17 protein-coding genes, 1 tRNA gene and 2 pseudogenes are annotated in these 16,605 nt (G+C 61.0%); 12 read left to right on the top strand and 8 right to left on the bottom strand.

Annotated features, from left to right (window positions below):
- Positions 1-424: 424 nt before the first annotated feature.
- Entirely contained in the window at positions 425-1,600 is a 1,176-nt protein-coding gene (locus tag FTO74_RS08565; protein WP_255462581.1) for a LysR family transcriptional regulator, read from the bottom strand.
- An 8-nt stretch (positions 1,601-1,608) separates the two neighbouring features.
- Between FTO74_RS08565 and FTO74_RS08560 the strand changes: the two genes are divergently transcribed.
- Both FTO74_RS08560 and FTO74_RS08555 read left to right on the top strand, forming a co-directional pair.
- Positions 1,609-1,971, top strand: a complete 363-nt coding sequence (locus tag FTO74_RS08560) for a helix-turn-helix domain-containing protein (protein ID WP_162537763.1) — start codon at positions 1,609-1,611, stop codon at positions 1,969-1,971.
- A gap of 44 nt (positions 1,972-2,015) precedes the next feature.
- Positions 2,016-3,215: a site-specific integrase gene (locus FTO74_RS08555; protein WP_162537762.1), complete on the top strand. Its 1,200-nt coding sequence runs from the start codon at positions 2,016-2,018 to the stop codon at positions 3,213-3,215.
- A 103-nt stretch (positions 3,216-3,318) separates the two neighbouring features.
- Here the strand turns inward: FTO74_RS08555 and FTO74_RS08550 are convergent.
- A tRNA-Val gene (locus FTO74_RS08550) sits at positions 3,319-3,393 on the bottom strand.
- Between the two features lie 206 nt (positions 3,394-3,599).
- On the opposite strand from FTO74_RS08550, the gene FTO74_RS08545 reads away from it, so the two are divergent.
- From FTO74_RS08545 to FTO74_RS08535, 3 genes are all read left to right on the top strand, one after another.
- The gene (locus FTO74_RS08545) at positions 3,600-4,427 is read left to right on the top strand and encodes an RNA polymerase sigma factor (RefSeq protein WP_162537761.1); all 828 of its coding nucleotides are present in this window, start codon (positions 3,600-3,602) and stop codon (positions 4,425-4,427) included.
- Positions 4,428-4,534: 107 nt separating this feature from the next.
- Entirely contained in the window at positions 4,535-5,065 is a 531-nt protein-coding gene (locus tag FTO74_RS08540; RefSeq protein WP_162537760.1) for a hypothetical protein, read from the top strand.
- Between the two features lie 133 nt (positions 5,066-5,198).
- Positions 5,199-5,882 (top strand): DUF3106 domain-containing protein, encoded by a 684-nt coding sequence (locus FTO74_RS08535; protein ID WP_162537759.1) that lies wholly within the window; start codon positions 5,199-5,201, stop codon positions 5,880-5,882.
- Positions 5,883-5,884: 2 nt separating this feature from the next.
- On the opposite strand, the gene FTO74_RS08530 is transcribed toward FTO74_RS08535, so the two are convergent.
- A complete protein-coding gene (locus FTO74_RS08530) occupies positions 5,885-6,775 on the bottom strand; it encodes a proline dehydrogenase family protein (RefSeq protein WP_255462580.1) in 891 nt (296 codons plus the stop codon).
- An 88-nt stretch (positions 6,776-6,863) separates the two neighbouring features.
- Positions 6,864-7,677: pseudogene (locus FTO74_RS08525) on the bottom strand (dolichyl-phosphate beta-glucosyltransferase).
- 176 nt (positions 7,678-7,853) lie between these two features.
- On the opposite strand from FTO74_RS08525, the gene sppA reads away from it, so the two are divergent.
- From sppA to FTO74_RS19965, 7 genes and pseudogenes are all read left to right on the top strand, one after another.
- Positions 7,854-8,858, top strand: coding sequence for a signal peptide peptidase SppA (gene sppA / locus FTO74_RS08520; protein WP_162537757.1), 1,005 nt, complete (start codon positions 7,854-7,856; stop codon positions 8,856-8,858).
- Positions 8,859-9,046: 188 nt separating this feature from the next.
- Positions 9,047-9,343, top strand: a complete 297-nt coding sequence (locus FTO74_RS08515) for an HU family DNA-binding protein (RefSeq protein WP_162537756.1) — start codon at positions 9,047-9,049, stop codon at positions 9,341-9,343.
- A 332-nt stretch (positions 9,344-9,675) separates the two neighbouring features.
- Positions 9,676-10,254 carry a shikimate kinase gene (locus FTO74_RS08510; protein WP_162537755.1) on the top strand — a complete coding sequence of 193 codons (579 nt, stop codon included), beginning with the start codon at positions 9,676-9,678 and terminating at the stop codon, positions 10,252-10,254.
- A 124-nt stretch (positions 10,255-10,378) separates the two neighbouring features.
- On the top strand, positions 10,379-11,413 hold the full coding sequence (locus FTO74_RS08505; protein ID WP_162537754.1) for an AI-2E family transporter: 1,035 nt from the start codon (positions 10,379-10,381) through the stop codon (positions 11,411-11,413).
- Positions 11,414-11,425: 12 nt separating this feature from the next.
- Positions 11,426-12,013 carry a hypothetical protein gene (locus FTO74_RS08500; protein ID WP_162537753.1) on the top strand — a complete coding sequence of 196 codons (588 nt, stop codon included), beginning with the start codon at positions 11,426-11,428 and terminating at the stop codon, positions 12,011-12,013.
- Positions 12,010-12,393: pseudogene (locus FTO74_RS19970) on the top strand (RsmE family RNA methyltransferase); the annotation flags it as partial. The gene FTO74_RS08500 and the pseudogene FTO74_RS19970, both read left to right, overlap by 4 nt.
- A gap of 100 nt (positions 12,394-12,493) precedes the next feature.
- Positions 12,494-12,715, top strand: coding sequence for an RsmE family RNA methyltransferase (locus tag FTO74_RS19965; RefSeq protein WP_345934258.1), 222 nt, complete (start codon positions 12,494-12,496; stop codon positions 12,713-12,715).
- Between the two features lie 61 nt (positions 12,716-12,776).
- Here FTO74_RS19965 and dnaJ read toward each other — a convergent pair whose 3' ends face one another.
- The 4 genes from dnaJ to FTO74_RS08475 all read right to left on the bottom strand — a co-directional run bounded on the left by dnaJ (position 12,777) and on the right by FTO74_RS08475 (position 16,443).
- Positions 12,777-13,904: a molecular chaperone DnaJ gene (gene dnaJ, locus FTO74_RS08490; protein ID WP_255462630.1), complete on the bottom strand. Its 1,128-nt coding sequence runs from the start codon at positions 13,902-13,904 to the stop codon at positions 12,777-12,779.
- A gap of 116 nt (positions 13,905-14,020) precedes the next feature.
- Complete coding sequence (locus FTO74_RS08485; RefSeq protein WP_162537751.1) at positions 14,021-14,566, bottom strand: nucleotide exchange factor GrpE; 546 nt, start codon at positions 14,564-14,566, stop codon at positions 14,021-14,023.
- Between the two features lie 198 nt (positions 14,567-14,764).
- A complete protein-coding gene (gene hrcA, locus FTO74_RS08480) occupies positions 14,765-15,868 on the bottom strand; it encodes a heat-inducible transcriptional repressor HrcA (RefSeq protein ID WP_162537750.1) in 1,104 nt (367 codons plus the stop codon).
- Between the two features lie 116 nt (positions 15,869-15,984).
- Positions 15,985-16,443, bottom strand: a complete 459-nt coding sequence (locus FTO74_RS08475) for a hypothetical protein (protein ID WP_162537749.1) — start codon at positions 16,441-16,443, stop codon at positions 15,985-15,987.
- Positions 16,444-16,605 lie beyond the last annotated feature (162 nt).

Genomic DNA, 16,605 nt, shown 5'->3' with positions numbered 1-16,605 from the left:
TTAGAGGGGAAGATATGTACGCCCGGTGATGGAAAGCTGATTCATGTCCACGTCTGCGTTCATTGCGGGGCGATTTCTAGGAGGGAGTTCATGTTCGCTTTGTCTGAGAAGAATCCAAACTCAGACAAAGTGACCTCCCCCTCTGTGGATGGTGCCCGTTGAGATTGTTCATCTTTGAAGAATTCAATTTTGAAATTGATAAGGAGTAGCCTGCTCGTGACACTAGAGAATTCAAATCAGCAGGATTCCGAGCTTCTTCACTTTCACGTTTGCATCCATTGTGGAAGTGCATCTCGGAGAGAAATGTTTGAAGGACGAGCACTCACATCAGGGATTTTTCTCTGTCCCAAATGCGGTCTGGAAGGACCGCTGAATGTAGAAATACGCGAAGAGTCGGAGCCTGAGCCATCAGAGGAGAGATGAATCATCCTTTCAGTGGCAGTTTTCCCTGAACTGTATGCCTAACACTATTCAGTTTTCTTGCAGCGGCCCGAACGTACTCATGTACAAGACGTGACTTGTTATTGTTACGCATCGCAAGTTTGGTAACGAGGCGAAGCCGATCTTCCACCAATGGCCGCATCGTAATGCCGTCGCGTGCGATCCTCCATGCGGCGGTTCGTGGAAGAAATGCCAGTCCTCTATGTTCACGAATCAGCTCTGAGGCTTCGTCAGGGCTCGTGAAGGCATGAATCTCGGAGGGGCGAATATCTTTGTCCGAAGCAACCACCTGAATCGTGTCGTAGAGATAAGGGTTCGCGTGGTGGCCGAGAAGCACCCAGTTGCGATTGTGCATATGCTCCAGACGTACCTCGCGGTGCGCCGCCAGTTCGTCGCCCCTCAACATAACGATATAGAAAGGATTGTCCGCAATCGTTATGAGATGGAGTTTCGAGGTGTCAGGCACTCCGGTAACCACGGCAAGATCGAGTGCTCCAGCGATGACCTGCTGTGCAAGTTCATTCGAGAAGTTGCTCCACACCTTTACCTTCGTGCCTGGGAAAAGCGGAAGATGAATAGACAAGAGCGTTGAGACTAGGAAAGGCTCGGTGTAGGCCGATTTTCCGAGGTTGAGGAGGTCGTCGGCTCCATTGGAGACCGCTCGCCCCGATAGGACCGCCCGTTCCGCGTGGAAGACCGCCTCCCTCGCCTCTTCCACGAACACCCGGCCCGCATCCGTGATCTCTACGACCTGATGGTTATGCACGAAAAGCTGGAAGCCAATTTCGTCCTCGAGCCTGAAAATCTGCTTGCTGAGTGTGGACTGACCGATGTGCAGCCGGTCTGCTGCCCTTGAGAAGTGCAACTCTTCGGCCAGCACAATCGCTGCTTGCAGCAATCGAATGTCTGGTAAGACCATGACACCCTCCGAGACGGGGATTCTGGGAAGGACAGCAATCACTTCAATACAAGCGCAATCAGACGCCGAATGCAAGTAATTGTAACCCTGAATGACAGCCATCCGCACCAGTCCGAACATGGCCTGTAATGCGTCGTCATTCCAATTAGGAATGACGCTCTCCCGAAATTTCATTGGACTAGTCGGTTCGTCCCCACTCAAGATTGGGCCAGCATCGCTCATGCCGGATAGATGCTTCATGGCCTGCGATGACCGCGATTATCGACGGAGGAGACATGCCACCATCAGGATCAATGCGAATCCTCGGTTCCGAAGACGGGGAGAACTCTCACTCTTCTCTTGCCAATGGAATCGACATACGCCAGCGTAAGCCACCTCAGCGGACGATGATTCCATCCCCCTTTACGAATGATCCGCTTCTTACTGCCGATGAGGTCGCGGAACGCCTGCATGTAAGCAAGGACTGGGTATGGGACCACTCCTCGCGTAAAACTCCGCGCTTACCTGTAATCCGCATGGGAGATGGCACGCTCCGCTATCGGGCAAGCAGGATCGAAGACTTCATCAATGAGCGGGAACGAATCTCTGCTATGCGTGCAGGACGCAGGTAAAATAAAGGTGCCCGCTGTTTTCCGCCACAGAAACCGAGAAATCAATGGGTAGATCGCACCAGTCTGGGTGGATCATGCTGCGCGGGAAGCGGTGGTACGGCTACTACCGCAAGCAGGTGATTGATCCCGAAACCGAAACCGTCCGAGTCAGCAAAGTTCCCGTTCGACTCGGCCTCAAATCGCAGATGACGAAGGCGGCAGCGCGTGATGCGCTGCACAAAGAGATTGCCAAGCAGACAGGCCAGATCACCGATGGCAGGATACTGAAGGACGGAACTGTCACCTTTGAGTGGTTCGTTCGCAACCGCTACTTTCCGCTACGAGAGGGAGACTGGCGGACAGAAACGGCGAAGGAGAAGAAGGCGCAAATCGAAATCGACCTGATCGCTAAGTTCGGATCAGAGAGGATCGAGTCGCTGGAGAAGTTTGCGCTGCAAACGCACCTGAACGATCTAGCCCTGCGTTATTCGCAGGATCGAGTGAAACAGGCGCGCTCCTATCTCAAATCCATCTTCGACGAAGCCATTGAGCAGGAGTTCCTGGTCAAAGACCCGAGCCGAAAGGTGAAGATTCCCAAGAATCTTCGGCCCAAGGACAAACGGATTCTGACCTGGGAGGAGCTGAGAGCTGTATTGGCTCAGGCCCCGTGGCGAGATCGGCTCGTATTGATGCTGGATATGACCGATGCCCTTCGTCCAAGCGAGTTGTTTGCACTACGCTGGCGTTCCTTCGACGACGTGAGTACGTTGTCGATCACCGAAACCGTCTACCGGAGGGAGATCAGACCCTTTGGGAAGACTCCAGGGAGCATGACCAAGGTTCACCTGCCCGATGGACTGGCAGAGGAACTCAGGCAATGGAAACTGGAGTGCAAAAAGGCATCGTGCAAGATTCCTTCGTGCCAGAAACTGGCACACAAGATGTCTTCACCCGATGACTTTATCTTCCCGAATGCCGATGGTGGATTCCTGGACACGGCGAACTACCGCACCCGCGTCCTCCAACCGATTGCGGACGACTTGGAGATTCCCAAGCTGAACTTCCAGATTCTCCGGCGGACCATCGCCACACGAGCACAGAAGCTGGGATCGGTGAAGGATATTCAGTCACACCTGCGGCACTCGCGGGCAGATACCACGGCCAACGAGTACATGCAGGAGCTGCCGGAGAGCGTGCAGCAAATGGTAGGGACGGTTTACGCGATGCTCACCGAAGCAACGACGCCGCAGCAGCAGATTATGTAGGTTTGCGGCGGGAAGAACCGGCAGAGTTGGAGGCAGTTGTCTCCGTTTTGCCACCAAATGCCCCCAAACGGGTTTGGAAGGTTCTTGTAAGTTGTTGATTTGATGGTGGGCACAGCAGGATTCGAACCTACGACTTCCACCGTGTGAAGGTGGCACTCTACCGCTGAGTTATGCGCCCGACTGTTATCACCGTGCATCTCGGATGCCGGGAACAGCGCTCTGGTAGCAGAGCTCGCACACCGGAAAACCGGGCGCCTAACCTGCTGACAAACCTAGTGTAACACTCCATCCGGGCATCTGCCAGGGCACCTCCGTAGAGCCTCCAGCCTCACCAGTTAACCTCGCCCTGCGCCCCCTCTAAGCCTTACAATCGAACGACGCTATATGCCCGGGTCCCCCTCCCATCCACGCTCCTCCGCAGGTCCCACACCGGGCGAAAAACCGGCTCCGAAGCCCGCCATCGGCGCTTCCATCCCGGCTGGAGCTGCGAACGAGCTGGAAGATACAGAAATCGACGGTTCCGCGCAACCTAGCTCCTCGGATGGGGTTCGAGAAGATATGGCAACGCTGGCTCTCAATCCGGCCCAGTTGGAACAGATGGCAGCCTCTCAGACAGAGCTGCACCTGGGCGGCGACTTCGCCGGCATGGAAGACTCCGCCGTCATGCTCGAGCTGAGCGCCGGCAACATGAGCGCCTTCGACTTCCTCCTCGAAAAGTACCGCAAGCCTATCGTCCACTTCATGTACCGGATGACGCACAACCAGGCGGTCGCCGAAGAATTGGCTCAGGAGGTCTTCCTCCGGGTCTACCGTTCGCGCGAAACCTACCGCGCCGAGGCCCGGTTCAGCACATGGCTCTACCGCATCGCGACGAACCTCGGCGTCAACCACGCCCGCGACACGCGCCACGAGCGCGCTGCCTCGACGGTCTACCTGGACGAGACGGACTCCGAGACCGGCACCACTCCCGATGTCGCCGATACAACCCCTGGTGCTGAGTCGGCGATGTTGCGCCGGGAGCGTCTAGCCGCCATCCGCGAGCACGTCATGGCGCTGCCCGAACGGCAACGCTCCGCCGTGCTCATGCACAAGTACGAGGGTATGGACTACAAGCAGATCGGCGAGGTACTCAAGCTCTCCGAATCCGCCACTAAATCGCTGCTCTTTCGCGCCTATCAGACCTTACGCGAGAAGCTGAAACCTTTCCTCTAACCGCAATCGTATCTCCTCTGAAGGAAAACGGGCAGAGAGCGCACAAACAAGACGACGCAATCCCAGAGACTCAGAGCGGGCCACTGAAACCAAAAAGGGAGAATCCCATGAACTGCAAAACTTTTCAGAACGAACTGCCGGACCTTCTGCTTGCCCCCGCGGACCAGCGCAATCCTGCCGCCGTCGCCCACATGAAGGAGTGCCCGCCCTGCGAGCAGGAGTTCCTCTCCTTCCAGGCGACCTTTGGCCTGCTCGATAGCTGGACCGCTCCCGAACCGAGCCCCTACTTCGATCAAAAGGTCACCGTCCGCATTCGCGAGGAGCAGGCCGCGCCGAAGATGGGCTGGTTCGAGCGCCTGCGGACCCACCTCCAACTGAACACCGGACGCCAATTTCGTCCCATTATGGCTGGAGCCCTGGCCGTAGTGCTTCTCGCCAGCGGTGGTACGGCTACCCTGAGCACCTTCATGCGCCCCGCCCAGCCGGAAAACGTCACCGTATCGGCTACCGTCGACGACCTGCAGATCCTCGACCGCAACGAGCAGGCGTTCCAGCAGATGGATCAGCTCTTGCAGGACGACGACGCCCCAGCCGCTGCTCCCGACCAGGCCCACGACAGCACGCAACCGATCGCATAGCGCCCTAACAGCAGGTTCACGTTATCCTGTCAGCGCGCGGTGTCGTGCATGCCTGACAGACAGAAAATAATAGACTTATAAAAATAAGCCGAGAAGCATTCATAAAGAACGAAACATAGGCACCACCACCAAAATGCGCCGCCTCACCCTATTCCGGATCGCGCACGGCTCTGCCCTCCGGGGCAAGCGTGTGCTCGGTGCTGCGCTGGCGACAACCCTGCTCTTCCCCACCCTATCCCTGGCTTCGGCGCAGACGCACCGACCTGCCGCTCCCCCCCCGGCTGGGATCTACCAGCCCTACGGCGGCCGCGTGCCCGGCGGCATCCAGGGGCCGCACCTCTCGCAGTGGATGGAAAACCATCGCAACCTGACTCCCGCTCAGCAGCAGCACGCACTCGAAAACGAACCCGGCTTCCGTCTTCTTCGGCCCGAGCAGCAGCGGCGCGAGATCGATCTGCTGAACCGCCTCAACTCTATGTCGCCGGAGCAGCGCCATCGCTATATCGCTCACACCGAGGCGATGGAGCGTTTAAGCCCCCCGCAGCGCCAGCAAGTCCGCAACGCCATGCAGCAGCTCGGCAGCCTGCCCGAGGATCGCCGTCGCATCGTGGCCCACATCTTCCGCGACGTCCGCAACATGCCCGAGCCGCAGCGCCAGATGTACCTGAACTCCCCCCAGATGCGCGGGGTACTGAACGACCGCGAGCGCTGGACGCTGAACGGGCTGATCCTCGTGAACCCGTACCTGCCCCCGCCGGAGCCTGTACCGGCTCCGATGCCGCCGCCGATATACCGGCCGGTCCCACCGCTCGAGTAACGTCAGCTTCGCAAAAGGTTCTTCGCCAGAAAGAGCACATTCGCGGGCCGCTCCGCAAGCCTGCGCATAAAGTACGGATACCACTCGGCCCCAAAGGGAATATAGACCCTCACCCCATATCCCTGGCTCGCCAGCCGCCGTTGCAGGTCGCGTCGAACCCCATACAGCATCTGGAACTCAAACAAGCTCTTCGGCAGCTCGTTTTCCTCGATAAATGCGCACATCGACTGGATGATTGCCTCATCGTGCGTCGCCATACCGCAGAAGACCCCGCTGGTCGCGAGGTAGAACATCAGCCGCGTATAGTTCTCATCTACATCGGCTTTTTCCGCGAACGCAATCGCGGCAGGCTCCTGATAAGCCCCTTTGCAGAGTCGAATCCGGATTCCCTGCCCAACCAACCGTGCCGCATCGTCCGCGGTCCGGTGCAAGTAGGCCTGGAGTACCGTACCGACACGCCCCGGCCAGCGCCCATGCAGCCGCTCCGTCATCCCCACGGTCGCCTCGGTATAAGCCGAGCCCTCCATGTCGAGCCGCACAAAGTTGCCCGCCTCATCGGCATGGGCAACAATCCCGGCGACGATCGCCTCCGCCAGCTCCGGGTCGAACTCCATCCCCATCTGCGACAGCTTCACGCTGACATTGGCGTTCAGCCCACGCTGCCCTATCTCGTCGATCAGCCGATGATAGACACTCGCACTGCGATGCGCCTGCCCGGCATCGGTGACGCCTTCACCGAGCGAATCCAGCGACACTGCAATCCCCTCACGGTTGACCGCCTCCGCGGCCCTGAGCGCGGCCTCAACCGTCATCCCCGCCACAAACCGGCTTGAAAGTCTCCTGCCCACCGACGAGCGCTCTGCCCACGTCCGAGCAATCCTGTTCCGTGACATCGCAATGAAAAAAGAACGCAGCATCCCATCACCCCATCATTGGATGCTGCTCGCAATTTAATGAATGATGCACGGACGAGGTAATTGCCTACTGCTGCGCCTGCGGGCTTACCTTGGCGACGTGTTCTACCGGCGGCGTCACCATTCCACTGGTATCCTTCATTGCAGCAATGGCCTCGTCGTACCGCCCAGCCAGCGAGTTATACCGAATCACCGCCATCTCTTCCAGCATCTTCATGCCGTCCTTCAGATAGCTCATGCGGCTGCGCTCGTCATGCCCCCAGGTCACCGGCACTTCAACAATCGAGTACTTCAGTTTTCTCGCAATAAACAGCAGCTCCGGATCGAACCCCCACCGCTCGATCGTCTGCAACCGGAAGATCACCTGCGCGGTCTCCCGGCGAAAGGCCTTGAACCCGCACTGGGTGTCTTTAAAGGGCAGCCCCATCACCGTGCGAGTAATCCAGTTAAAACATCGTCCAAAGAACTGCCGATAGAGCGGCTGGTGAATCGTCTGCCGGGCGCGGTCGAGCCAGCGCGATCCAATGGCGACATCCGCCCCCGCCTCCAGCGCGGCTATCAGCCTCTCGGCCTCGACCATCGGAGCCGACAGGTCCGCATCGGTAAACATCACGACCTCGCCCGCAGCCTGCAACAGTCCGTTGCGTACCGAGTAGCCCTTCCCCCGGTTACCGAGTTTTAATCAGGTGCAGCCGCGGATAGTGGTCCATCCACCGCTCCACGATCGCCACGGTGGCGTCGCGCGAACCATCATCGACCACCAGAACCTCGGCGTCCCAACCCTGTTCTTCCACGCAATCCATCACGCGCTTCAGCGCGTCTTCAATGCGTGCGGCCTCGTTGTAGGCCGGGATAACGATACTCAACTGCGGATGTGACATTACACGAACTCCGATCCGTCCACTCACTTAAAATCAATCCTCTGCAGACGGTCAGGCCCACCATCGCCGCGGTTCATCATACTGCAATATTTAGACGAATGGCACGGACAAAACGATCCATATTCCACACTTTAGTTTGCCTGACTTGAAGTGCAATCCCTGCTACACTCCCGCTTATGCTGGACGATCTGAACCGAACGCAGCCGCCCCCTCCGCCGCCCCCGCAAAACCCAGCCTACAGCGCCCCATTCCGCCCCTACGGGTACGGTTACCCCACCCCGCCCCGCCGCTCCCCCTGGTTCTGGATCGCGGTCATCGGCGGCGGCTTCGCGGTCGTAGCCCTACTCATCACGGCGATGGTCTGGTCCAGCATCAACACCCTCTCCGGCGGCGACACCTCCGCCTTCGGCTCGCACATCGCCGTCATCGACATCGACGGCGTCATCATGGACGCCGACAAGGTCAACAAGCAGCTCCAGAAGTTCGGCAACGACTCCTCCGTCAAGGCCATCATCCTTCACATCAACTCCCCCGGCGGCGGCGCGGCGGCCTCGCAGGAGGTCTACAACGAGGTCCTCCGCGTCCGCTCCGAAAAACACAAGCAGATCGTCGCCTCCATCGAGTCGGTCGGAGCCTCCGGCGCCTACTACATCGCCAGCGCCTGCGACCGCATCTACGCCAACCAGGCCTCGGTCGTCGGCTCCATCGGCGTCATCATGGAGTGGACCAACTACGGCGACCTGATGCACTGGGCCAAGCTCAAATCCGTCGTCATCCACGCCGGCGAGCTGAAGGACGCCGGCGATCCCACCCGCGACATGACGCCCAAAGAGGCGGCTTACTTCCAGGCTCTCACCGACAACATGTACGCCCAGTTCATCCACGACGTAGCCATCGGCCGCCACACCTCCGACGCCAAGATCCAGCCGCTCGCCACCGGGCAGGTCTGGACCGGCCAGCAGTCGCTCCCGCTCGGCCTCATCGACAAGATCGGCGGCTTCCGCGTCGCCCTCACGGACACGGCCAAGAGCGTCGGCATCTCCGGCGAGCCCTCCATCATCCGCCCCAGCACCCAGAAAAAAGGACTCGCCGCCCTGCTCTCAGGCGACGCCGACGACCTCTTTCCCAACCCCTCCAAGCTCCTCGACCACGCGCCGGGCTTCTATTTTCTCTGGAAGTGAACCCGGAGTTTCGTTCAAATCATTGACAGGATGACCCCTTCGAACAGAATTTCGGAAACCTTCACCCCATTCCATCCGTCTTATCTTGCAACGGACCTCAGCCGTTTTATTCCCACCCAGAGTCTGTAGCCCCATTTGGGCGCGGTCCTCCAAGGTCGGCAACAGGCTAAAGTTCGAAAGGATGAATCATGACGAAGGCAGACCTGGTAGATAAAGTGACGGATCTCGGCGACCTTACCCGGCGTGATGGCGAAGTGATCGTTGAAACCCTCTTCGATTCCGTCATCGGAGCCCTGAAGACGGGCGATAAGATCGAAATCCGCGGCTTCGGCAGCTTCCGTACGCGGCAGCGCAACGCCCGCGTGGGACGCAACCCCAAGACCGGAGCCCGTGTGGACGTACCGGCTAAGCGAGTTCCCTTCTTCAAACCCTCGAAGGAGCTTCGGGATCTCGTGAACCCGAAGGCCGTGACGGAAGTCCACTAGCCGAACGGTATCCCCGCCAGCTCTCGGTGTACGGCCTTCAAACGAAGGCCTGCAACGTCGTCTGCATCCCTTTAATGTGCTTCGCGTATTTTCCTATTGCGCGCCCAATTCCCCTGATGTAGCATTTTCAACAGAATGCGTCTCTACTTTACCCAGTCCGCCTGCTTTGGCTACCGTTCCTATTGGTGGCACAGCGCGGCTTCGACTGGAACAGAGTGCAGATCCTGAGTCTCTAAGCGTCAGGAAACATTCACCGAATCCAATCGAGCCGCGACCCCAAAGGGTCGCGGTTTTGTTTTGCACCCAACGCAAGCACCACGGAGAATGATGAGATGATCGCCGCCCAGCCAGCCAGCCAGCCCACAACCGTAACCCTTCCCTCAACCATCCGCCGCATCGTCCTGACCGGCTTCATGGGAGCGGGTAAAACCACCGTCGGCAAGCTGCTCGCGGCTCAACTAGGCTGGGAGTTCCTCGACCTCGACGCCCACCTTGAGGCTCGCGCCAACTCCACCATCCCCGAGATCTTCGCCCAGCACGGCGAGGCCAAGTTCCGCCGTCTCGAGTCGAATGCCCTGGCCTCCGCCCTCGGCCGCTCACACACCGTTCTGGCCCTCGGCGGCGGCACACCCGAGCAGCTCACCAACCGCCTCCTGCTCGAGCAGACCCCCGGCACCACCATCGTCTTCCTCGACGCGCCCTTCCCCACTCTCTTCGACCGCTGCGTGCTCCAGGACGTCACCCGCCCCGTCCTAGCCGACCCCGCCCAGGCCGAGCAACGCTTCGCCCAGCGCACCCCCCTCTATCGCCGTCTCGCCCACCACACCCTCACCACGGCCGAACAGACGCCCGAGGCGACCGCCGCCAGCCTGCTCGAAGCTCTTGCCACGCCCAGGCCCAGCCTCCGGTAACTGTTTGGGCTATTCTGAATTGCCTGGGGACACTACAAGCCTCACGGCGCATCCTACCCATGTACACGTCGTACAGGAGCCGCGTCTGTCCACCTCGAGTCTCAACCCAGGCAATCCAACCCCCATGCCCGACCCCACGCAGCCCAGAAAGGACACGCGCGGCAATATCCTGTTCTTTTTCGGTGTCCTGATCCTGCTCCTGCTGGCCTACCATCTGGCCAAGGAACTGGAGATCCTCTACGTCAGTGCCCTCTTCGCCGTGGTGCTGATGCCCGTGCTCCACCGGATCACCTCATGGAGCATCCGCGGCTACCACCCCAGCCGCGCCATCGCCATCGTTCTGCTGCTGCTCGCAGCCGCTCTCGGCCTGATCCTTTTCTTCACCATCGGCCTGCCGCCGGTCCTCAACGATCTGCGCGGCTTCATGACCGACCTGCCCGGCCGCATCCCCGGAGCCGTCGACCGGCTCAAGCACATCCCCCTGGCCGACAAGCTCGGCGTCGAAACCATCGCCTCCCGCGCTGAGAACACCGCCGCCGCCCTCGGCAGCTACATCTTCACCTCGCTGCCCGACTGGCTCACCCACGTCTTCGACATCCTCACCACCATCTTCCTCTGCATCTATTTCATGCTCGAAGGCGAGCACGCCTACGAGTTCTTCCTCTCGCTCTTCCGCCCCCCCGCCCGCCAGCGGCTGGATGCCACCCTGCGCAAGGCCGAGCTGAAGATGAGCAAATGGCTCCTCGGCCAGGGGCTGCTGATGCTCACCCTCGGCGTCTGCAGCCTGACGGCCTTCGGCATCCTGCACGTGCGCTACTTCGTCCTGCTCGGTGTGCTGATGGGGCTGTTCAACATCATCCCCGTCGCCGGAGGCGTCATCACCATCGCCATGGCGGCGGGCGTCGCGGCCATCGACTCCTGGCAGAAGATGTTCGGCGTCCTCATCTTCTACCTCATCTACGTCAACCTCGAAAACGCCATCCTGACCCCACGCATTATGCGCTCTTCAGTCAACCTGATGGGCCTCACGGTACTGGTAGCCTTGCTGCTGGGCACAGCCCTCGGCGGCATCGTCGGCGCGCTGGTCGCCGTCCCCACGGCAGCGCTCATCTCTGTCCTCCTCGAAGAGTACGCCGTACAGCGACCGAGCCAGAGCTAGTATCCTTATCCTGTGGCTACCTCCCAACCCGGCCCCCAACCCGGCACAGTCAGCTTCTCCACCTCCGAACGCCACTCGATGGCCCTGCCCATCCTGCTCGCGCTGGCGGTCCTGGCTGTAGCCGCCGCCTTTGCCACCCACTACCTCCGGGCCACCTCGGTCCACGTCGAGCACATCGACACCAAACTCCTGCCTACCCACACCGTCTACAAAGCGGACTCCATCGTCGTCGGCCCGTCCACCGCACAGGACGACCTCTTCGTCGCGACCACTATCCGCTTGGACAACAAGCAGCGCAACCCCGCTACCATCGACACGATCAACGGCACCCTGACCACCGCCGACGGCAGCGTCCTGAACCTGCCCGCCGCGCAGAAGGACGAAATCCCCCTCTCCGAGCAGAGCTTCCCCGCGCTAAAACCGCTGCTGCTCCAGCCCCTGCTGCGCGAGTCCACCATCGCCCCCGGCCAAGCCCTCACCGGCACCGTACTGCTCCACTTCCCCATCACCCAGAGCCTCTGGGACGCACGCAAATCCGCCGTCCTGACCATCGGCCTCTACAACCAACCCAGCCTCACCCTGACGATACCGAAACAATGACCCGACGCCGCTGGATAGCCGATGAATGGAACGCCTCCACCGCCGCTCTCACCGGAGAGCAGGCCAACCACCTCGCCCGCGTGCTCCGCGCCGAGCCCGGCCAGGTCTACGACGTAGTCGCCGGCGGCTTCCTCCACCGCGCCGAGATAACCTCCGTCAGCACCACCCGCGTCGAGTTCACTCTGCACGAGGAACTGGAGGCCGACGCCGCCCTACCCATCCGGCTCTACCTGGCCATCTTCAAGTTCGACCACATGGAGTGGGCCATCGAGAAGGCCACCGAGCTGGGCGTCGCCGAGATCGTCCCCATCCTGGCCCGCCGCACTGAAAAGCACCTGTCCCAGGCCGCCATCAAGCGAGTAGAACGCTGGCGCCGCATCGCCCACGAGGCCTCGCAGCAGTCCCGCCGCACCGACGTCCCCACGCTGGCCGACCCACGCCCTCAAGGCCGCACTCACCACCGATACCTCGCTCACCAAAATCCTGCTGAGCGAGACCGAGCAGACCACCACCCTCCTCTCGGCTGTCACAGGAGCCAGCGACCTATCGCTGGCCATCGGTCCCGAGGGCGGCTGGACGCCGGAGGAGATGAACCTCTTCACCGAACACCACTGGACCCACGTCACCCTCGGCCCCAGAATCCTCCGCGCCGAGACAGCCGCCATCGCCGCCATAGCCATCGCCAGCTCCCAACTGACTTAGAAGAAAACTGAAAGGGCGCGGATTGAATCCGCGCCTTTTCAGTACTGATCCGTTTGCTCGTTTAGCTGAAGATATCCTTCACCTTATCGAACAGCCCGCGGCTGTGCGGAGCATTCTCGACCACCATCGTCTCCCCGAGCTGCTTCAGCAGATCCCGCTGCGTCTTGGTCAGCTTGGCCGGAGTCGCAACCCGGATCTCGACGATCAGGTCGCCCTTGCCGCGCTCGTTCAAGTGCGGAACGCCCTTGCCCCGCAGCTTGAACTGACGCCCGCTCTGCGTACCCTCAGGAACCTTGATCGTCTCGGTGCCCTCAAGCCCCTCAATCTCGATCTCCGTACCCAGCGCCGCCTGCGGAAACGAGATCGGCATCACGCAGTGCAGGTCGTCGCCGTCGCGCTCGAAGAACTTGTGCGGCTTCACGTCCAGCACCACGTACAGATCGCCCGCCGGACCGCCAAACCTGCCAGCCTCGCCCTCGCCCTGGTAGCGAATCCGCGTATCCTGCTCCACGCCCGCCGGAACCTTGACCACGATCTTGTGCTCGCGCATCACCGTCGTCTGGCCCGCGCAGGTCTTGCACGCGTCGGTAATCAGCGTGCCTGTACCCGAGCACTGCGGACACGTCCGTGCTACCGAGAAGAATCCCTGCTGGAACCGCACCTGCCCCGCACCCTTGCACTGCGGGCAGGCCTGCGGCTGCTTGCCCCGAGCCGTGCCCGCGCCCTTGCAGTCCTCGCAGACCTCCGCCCGACGGATCGTGATCTCCTTCTCCTTGCCGAAGACCGCTTCCTCGAACTCTAGCGTCATGTCGAAGCGAAGATCACGTCCCCTCTGCACGCGGCTGGCCCGCCGGTTGCCGCCCATGTTGAACATCTCGCCGAAGATATCGCCGAAGATGTCCCCCATATCCTGCCCGGAGAAGCCTCCGCCCTGGAAGGGATTGCCCCCACCCGGCCCGCCGCCCTGGAACGCGGCATGTCCATAACGGTCATAGGCGGCACGCTTGTCCGAGTCGCTCAGCACCGAGTAAGCCTCGCTGCAGGCCTTGAACTTCTCCTCCGCATCCGGATTATCCGGGTTGCGGTCGGGATGGTACTGCATGGCCAGCCTGCGATAGGCAGTCTTGATCTCCGCATCGCTCGCGTCCCGGGATACCGTCAGGAGTTCGTAGTAATCCATCTTTGTCACGTTTGCCGTAGCCATCGTCTCTCTAAATATTCCTCTTCCGACACAAAACCGGATACCCCATGTCTCGAACCGGAGACATGGGGCTTCGTATCCCCGTCGATCAGTACTTCAGAAACCTAATCGCTCACCTGCGCCGAGTTCACCGCAATCTTCACCATAGCCGGGCGCAGCAGCTTCTCGCGGATCTTGTATCCCCGCCGAATCTCTTCGATCACCTGGTGATCCGGAAACTCCGCAGTTTCGATGCTTCCCAGCGCCTCGTGGATTCGCGGGTCGAACTGCGTGCCGACCGTCTCGACCGCCACCACCTGCATCCCGCGCAGCGCCTCTTCCATCTGCTTCAGAATCAGTTCCACACCCGTGCGCAACTGATCGGCCGACCCCTGCGCCTTCAGCGCCAACTGGAAGTTATCCATCACGCCCAGGAACGGCTCCACAGTGCTCCCGATCGCGTACTCCCGGGCATCGGCGCGCTCCTTGGCCTCGCGCTTGCGAGCGTTATCGAACTCGGCCTGCAGCCGCGCCAAACGGTCGAGCAACTGGTCTCGCTCGCCCTTTACCTGCTCCAGCTCAGCGGCGGAACCGTCCGCCACAGCCTCAAAACCCTCGTCCTCACTGACGCCCTGCTCCAGCTCCGTGGTTACCTTTGTCTCATCCGACATCTCTGCACGACTCCTATCTCTCTCTGCGCTGTGCCGACCCTCGGGTCTATCCTGGCTCGCCCCACTCTGGTCCGCCGCTCCAGCATCCTTTTCATTATTTCCGATTCCGGCCCATCGCGTCACCCTGCCCCAGCGGTTCTGCATGATTCCCCACCCTTTATCACCTTCCTGGCCCACTGCCCCGTACTTCGTCCCGATTCAGCGTCCGTGCCTCTCCGGCCCCGCCTCCAGCATCCTTTCAAACACCTGCGCGATGTACCCCACCGCGTGCATCGTCCGCTCATACTGCATCCGCTTCGGCCCGATCACCCCTACCGTCCCCCTGGCGTTACCCGCCATCCTGGCCGGAGCCGCGATCAGCACCAGACCGGCCATCTCGGGAGCCTGCTCCTCGAGATCGAAGATCACGCGCACGCTCTCCTGCCGCGCGTCGATATACGCATTCAGCAGATCCACCAGCCGCTGCTTGGTCTCGAGCGCGCCCAGCATCTCCCGCAGCCGCTCCCGGTCGTCCACGCTGCCCATCGGCTGCGACCCCACCAGGTTAGCCACGCCTTCCACGTACACCGACCGCACATCCGCCTGAAAATCCGGTGCCGCCATGGCCCAAAGCTGCTGCGCCGCCGCCAACAACCGTTGATACTCCGTCCGCTCCTGCTCTACCCGCAGAGCGATCTCCGCTCGTATGCGCTCGACGCTCCAGCCGCGGAAGTTCTCGTTCAAAAAGTTCGCCGCCGTCTCCAACTCCACTGCCGAAAGGTCGCGGTCGAGCACCAGCACCCGGTCCCGCACCATGCCGCTCTTGGTCACCACCACGGCCAGCACCCGCGCCGTCGCCAGCCGCGAAAAATGGACGTGCTCCAGCGTGTCCTTGTCCGGCATGGAGGCGATAGCCACCCCCACCCCGCTCGAAAGCGTGGCCAGGACATGCGAGGTCCGCTCGAGGATCGCCTGCGTGCCGGAGACATCGCGGAACCGCGCGTCGATCTCCAGCCGTTCCAGCCGCGAAGCCCCCTGAATCGCCGAGCTCGCCGTCTGCTCGCCGAACCGCTCGATGTACATGCGGAACGCCCGCGCCGTGGGAATCCTGCCCGCCGAGGTATGCGGCTGCTCGAGCAATCCAGCCTCGGCCAGTGCCGCCATCTCGTTGCGGATCGTCGCCGCGCTCATTCCCGCGCTGATCCCCTGCGCCCCGGCCTGCAACCGCGCAATCGTAGCCGACCCCACCGGCTCGCCGGTTTCGATATAGCTCTCCACCACCGCAGTCAGGATGGCACGTTGCCGTTGAGTTACTTCCGCCATAGCCCGCGCCTCCTTCCCCTTGGTTTCAAGTCTACGCGCCCGGTCAAGTCTTACCAGTACAGAGAAGCCCCCGATCTTCGGGGGCCTGCTCCGCACTGCACCACTCAACTTGAATCTTACCGGTGACCGCCGCCGTGTCCACCACCGCCAGGACGTCCGCCGCCAGCGAAACCTGCGCTGCGCTCGCCACCCGCCTCGTGACCGGCATTTCCAATGTGACCGGCGCCGTCACGAGCCTCGTTGCCGTGGAAGTGGTTGAACGCCGTCTCACCGCGGCCCGGGAACGGTCCATGGTAGCCATGACGCGGATCGAAGCGGTTATCGACGTGTCCGAACCACCCCGGACGTCCGTGATACCACGGCCCCGCGCCGATGAAGAGCCCGCCATTGAACCAATCCGGCCCATAGTAGCCATAGGGGGCGCAGTCATAGGGAGCATAGTCGAAGTACCCATAAGGGCACACAGGCGCCGCGCCAATCCCGATACCGACGGAGATCTGGGCCGGGGCGACAGACGCACCGCCCAACAGCACGGCGGCGATAGATGCAAATGCGTAAGTTTTAAAATGAGTCATAGGTCACCTCGTTCTGTTGATTGGAACACTAAAGATGTCTACGAGTTGCGCGACGACACGGTTTTGATCCGTCCCCCCGAACGCCGCCAATCCGCGCGATAAATACCCTGACACCTCTGCTATCTTAGCCCTCCCAGTAGACGGGAAGATCAATCCGGACTC

This window comes from Granulicella sp. WH15, assembly GCF_009914315.1.
Taxonomy (GTDB): Bacteria; Acidobacteriota; Terriglobia; order Terriglobales; family Acidobacteriaceae; genus Edaphobacter.
This window is presented reverse-complemented; position numbering and strand designations above follow the sequence as displayed.

Bases quoted from the DNA above. Each gene is read 5' to 3' on its own strand.
- FTO74_RS08475 (WP_162537749.1), bottom strand. From the start codon at position 16,443: ATGACTCATTTTAAAACTTACGCATTTGCATCTATCGCCGCCGTGCTG.
- FTO74_RS08535 (WP_162537759.1), top strand. From the start codon at position 5,199: ATGCGCCGCCTCACCCTATTCCGGATCGCGCACGGCTCTGCCCTCCGG.
- sppA (WP_162537757.1), top strand. From the start codon at position 7,854: ATGCTGGACGATCTGAACCGAACGCAGCCGCCCCCTCCGCCGCCCCCG.
- FTO74_RS08510 (WP_162537755.1), top strand. From the start codon at position 9,676: ATGATCGCCGCCCAGCCAGCCAGCCAGCCCACAACCGTAACCCTTCCC.
- FTO74_RS08555 (WP_162537762.1), top strand. From the start codon at position 2,016: ATGGGTAGATCGCACCAGTCTGGGTGGATCATGCTGCGCGGGAAGCGG.
- FTO74_RS08485 (WP_162537751.1), bottom strand. From the start codon at position 14,566: ATGTCGGATGAGACAAAGGTAACCACGGAGCTGGAGCAGGGCGTCAGT.
- FTO74_RS08515 (WP_162537756.1), top strand. From the start codon at position 9,047: ATGACGAAGGCAGACCTGGTAGATAAAGTGACGGATCTCGGCGACCTT.
- FTO74_RS08530 (WP_255462580.1), bottom strand. From the start codon at position 6,775: ATGTCACGGAACAGGATTGCTCGGACGTGGGCAGAGCGCTCGTCGGTG.
- FTO74_RS08545 (WP_162537761.1), top strand. From the start codon at position 3,600: ATGCCCGGGTCCCCCTCCCATCCACGCTCCTCCGCAGGTCCCACACCG.
- FTO74_RS08540 (WP_162537760.1), top strand. From the start codon at position 4,535: ATGAACTGCAAAACTTTTCAGAACGAACTGCCGGACCTTCTGCTTGCC.
- FTO74_RS08560 (WP_162537763.1), top strand. From the start codon at position 1,609: ATGACCGCGATTATCGACGGAGGAGACATGCCACCATCAGGATCAATG.
- FTO74_RS08505 (WP_162537754.1), top strand. From the start codon at position 10,379: ATGCCCGACCCCACGCAGCCCAGAAAGGACACGCGCGGCAATATCCTG.
- hrcA (WP_162537750.1), bottom strand. From the start codon at position 15,868: ATGGCGGAAGTAACTCAACGGCAACGTGCCATCCTGACTGCGGTGGTG.
- FTO74_RS08565 (WP_255462581.1), bottom strand. From the start codon at position 1,600: ATGAAGCATCTATCCGGCATGAGCGATGCTGGCCCAATCTTGAGTGGG.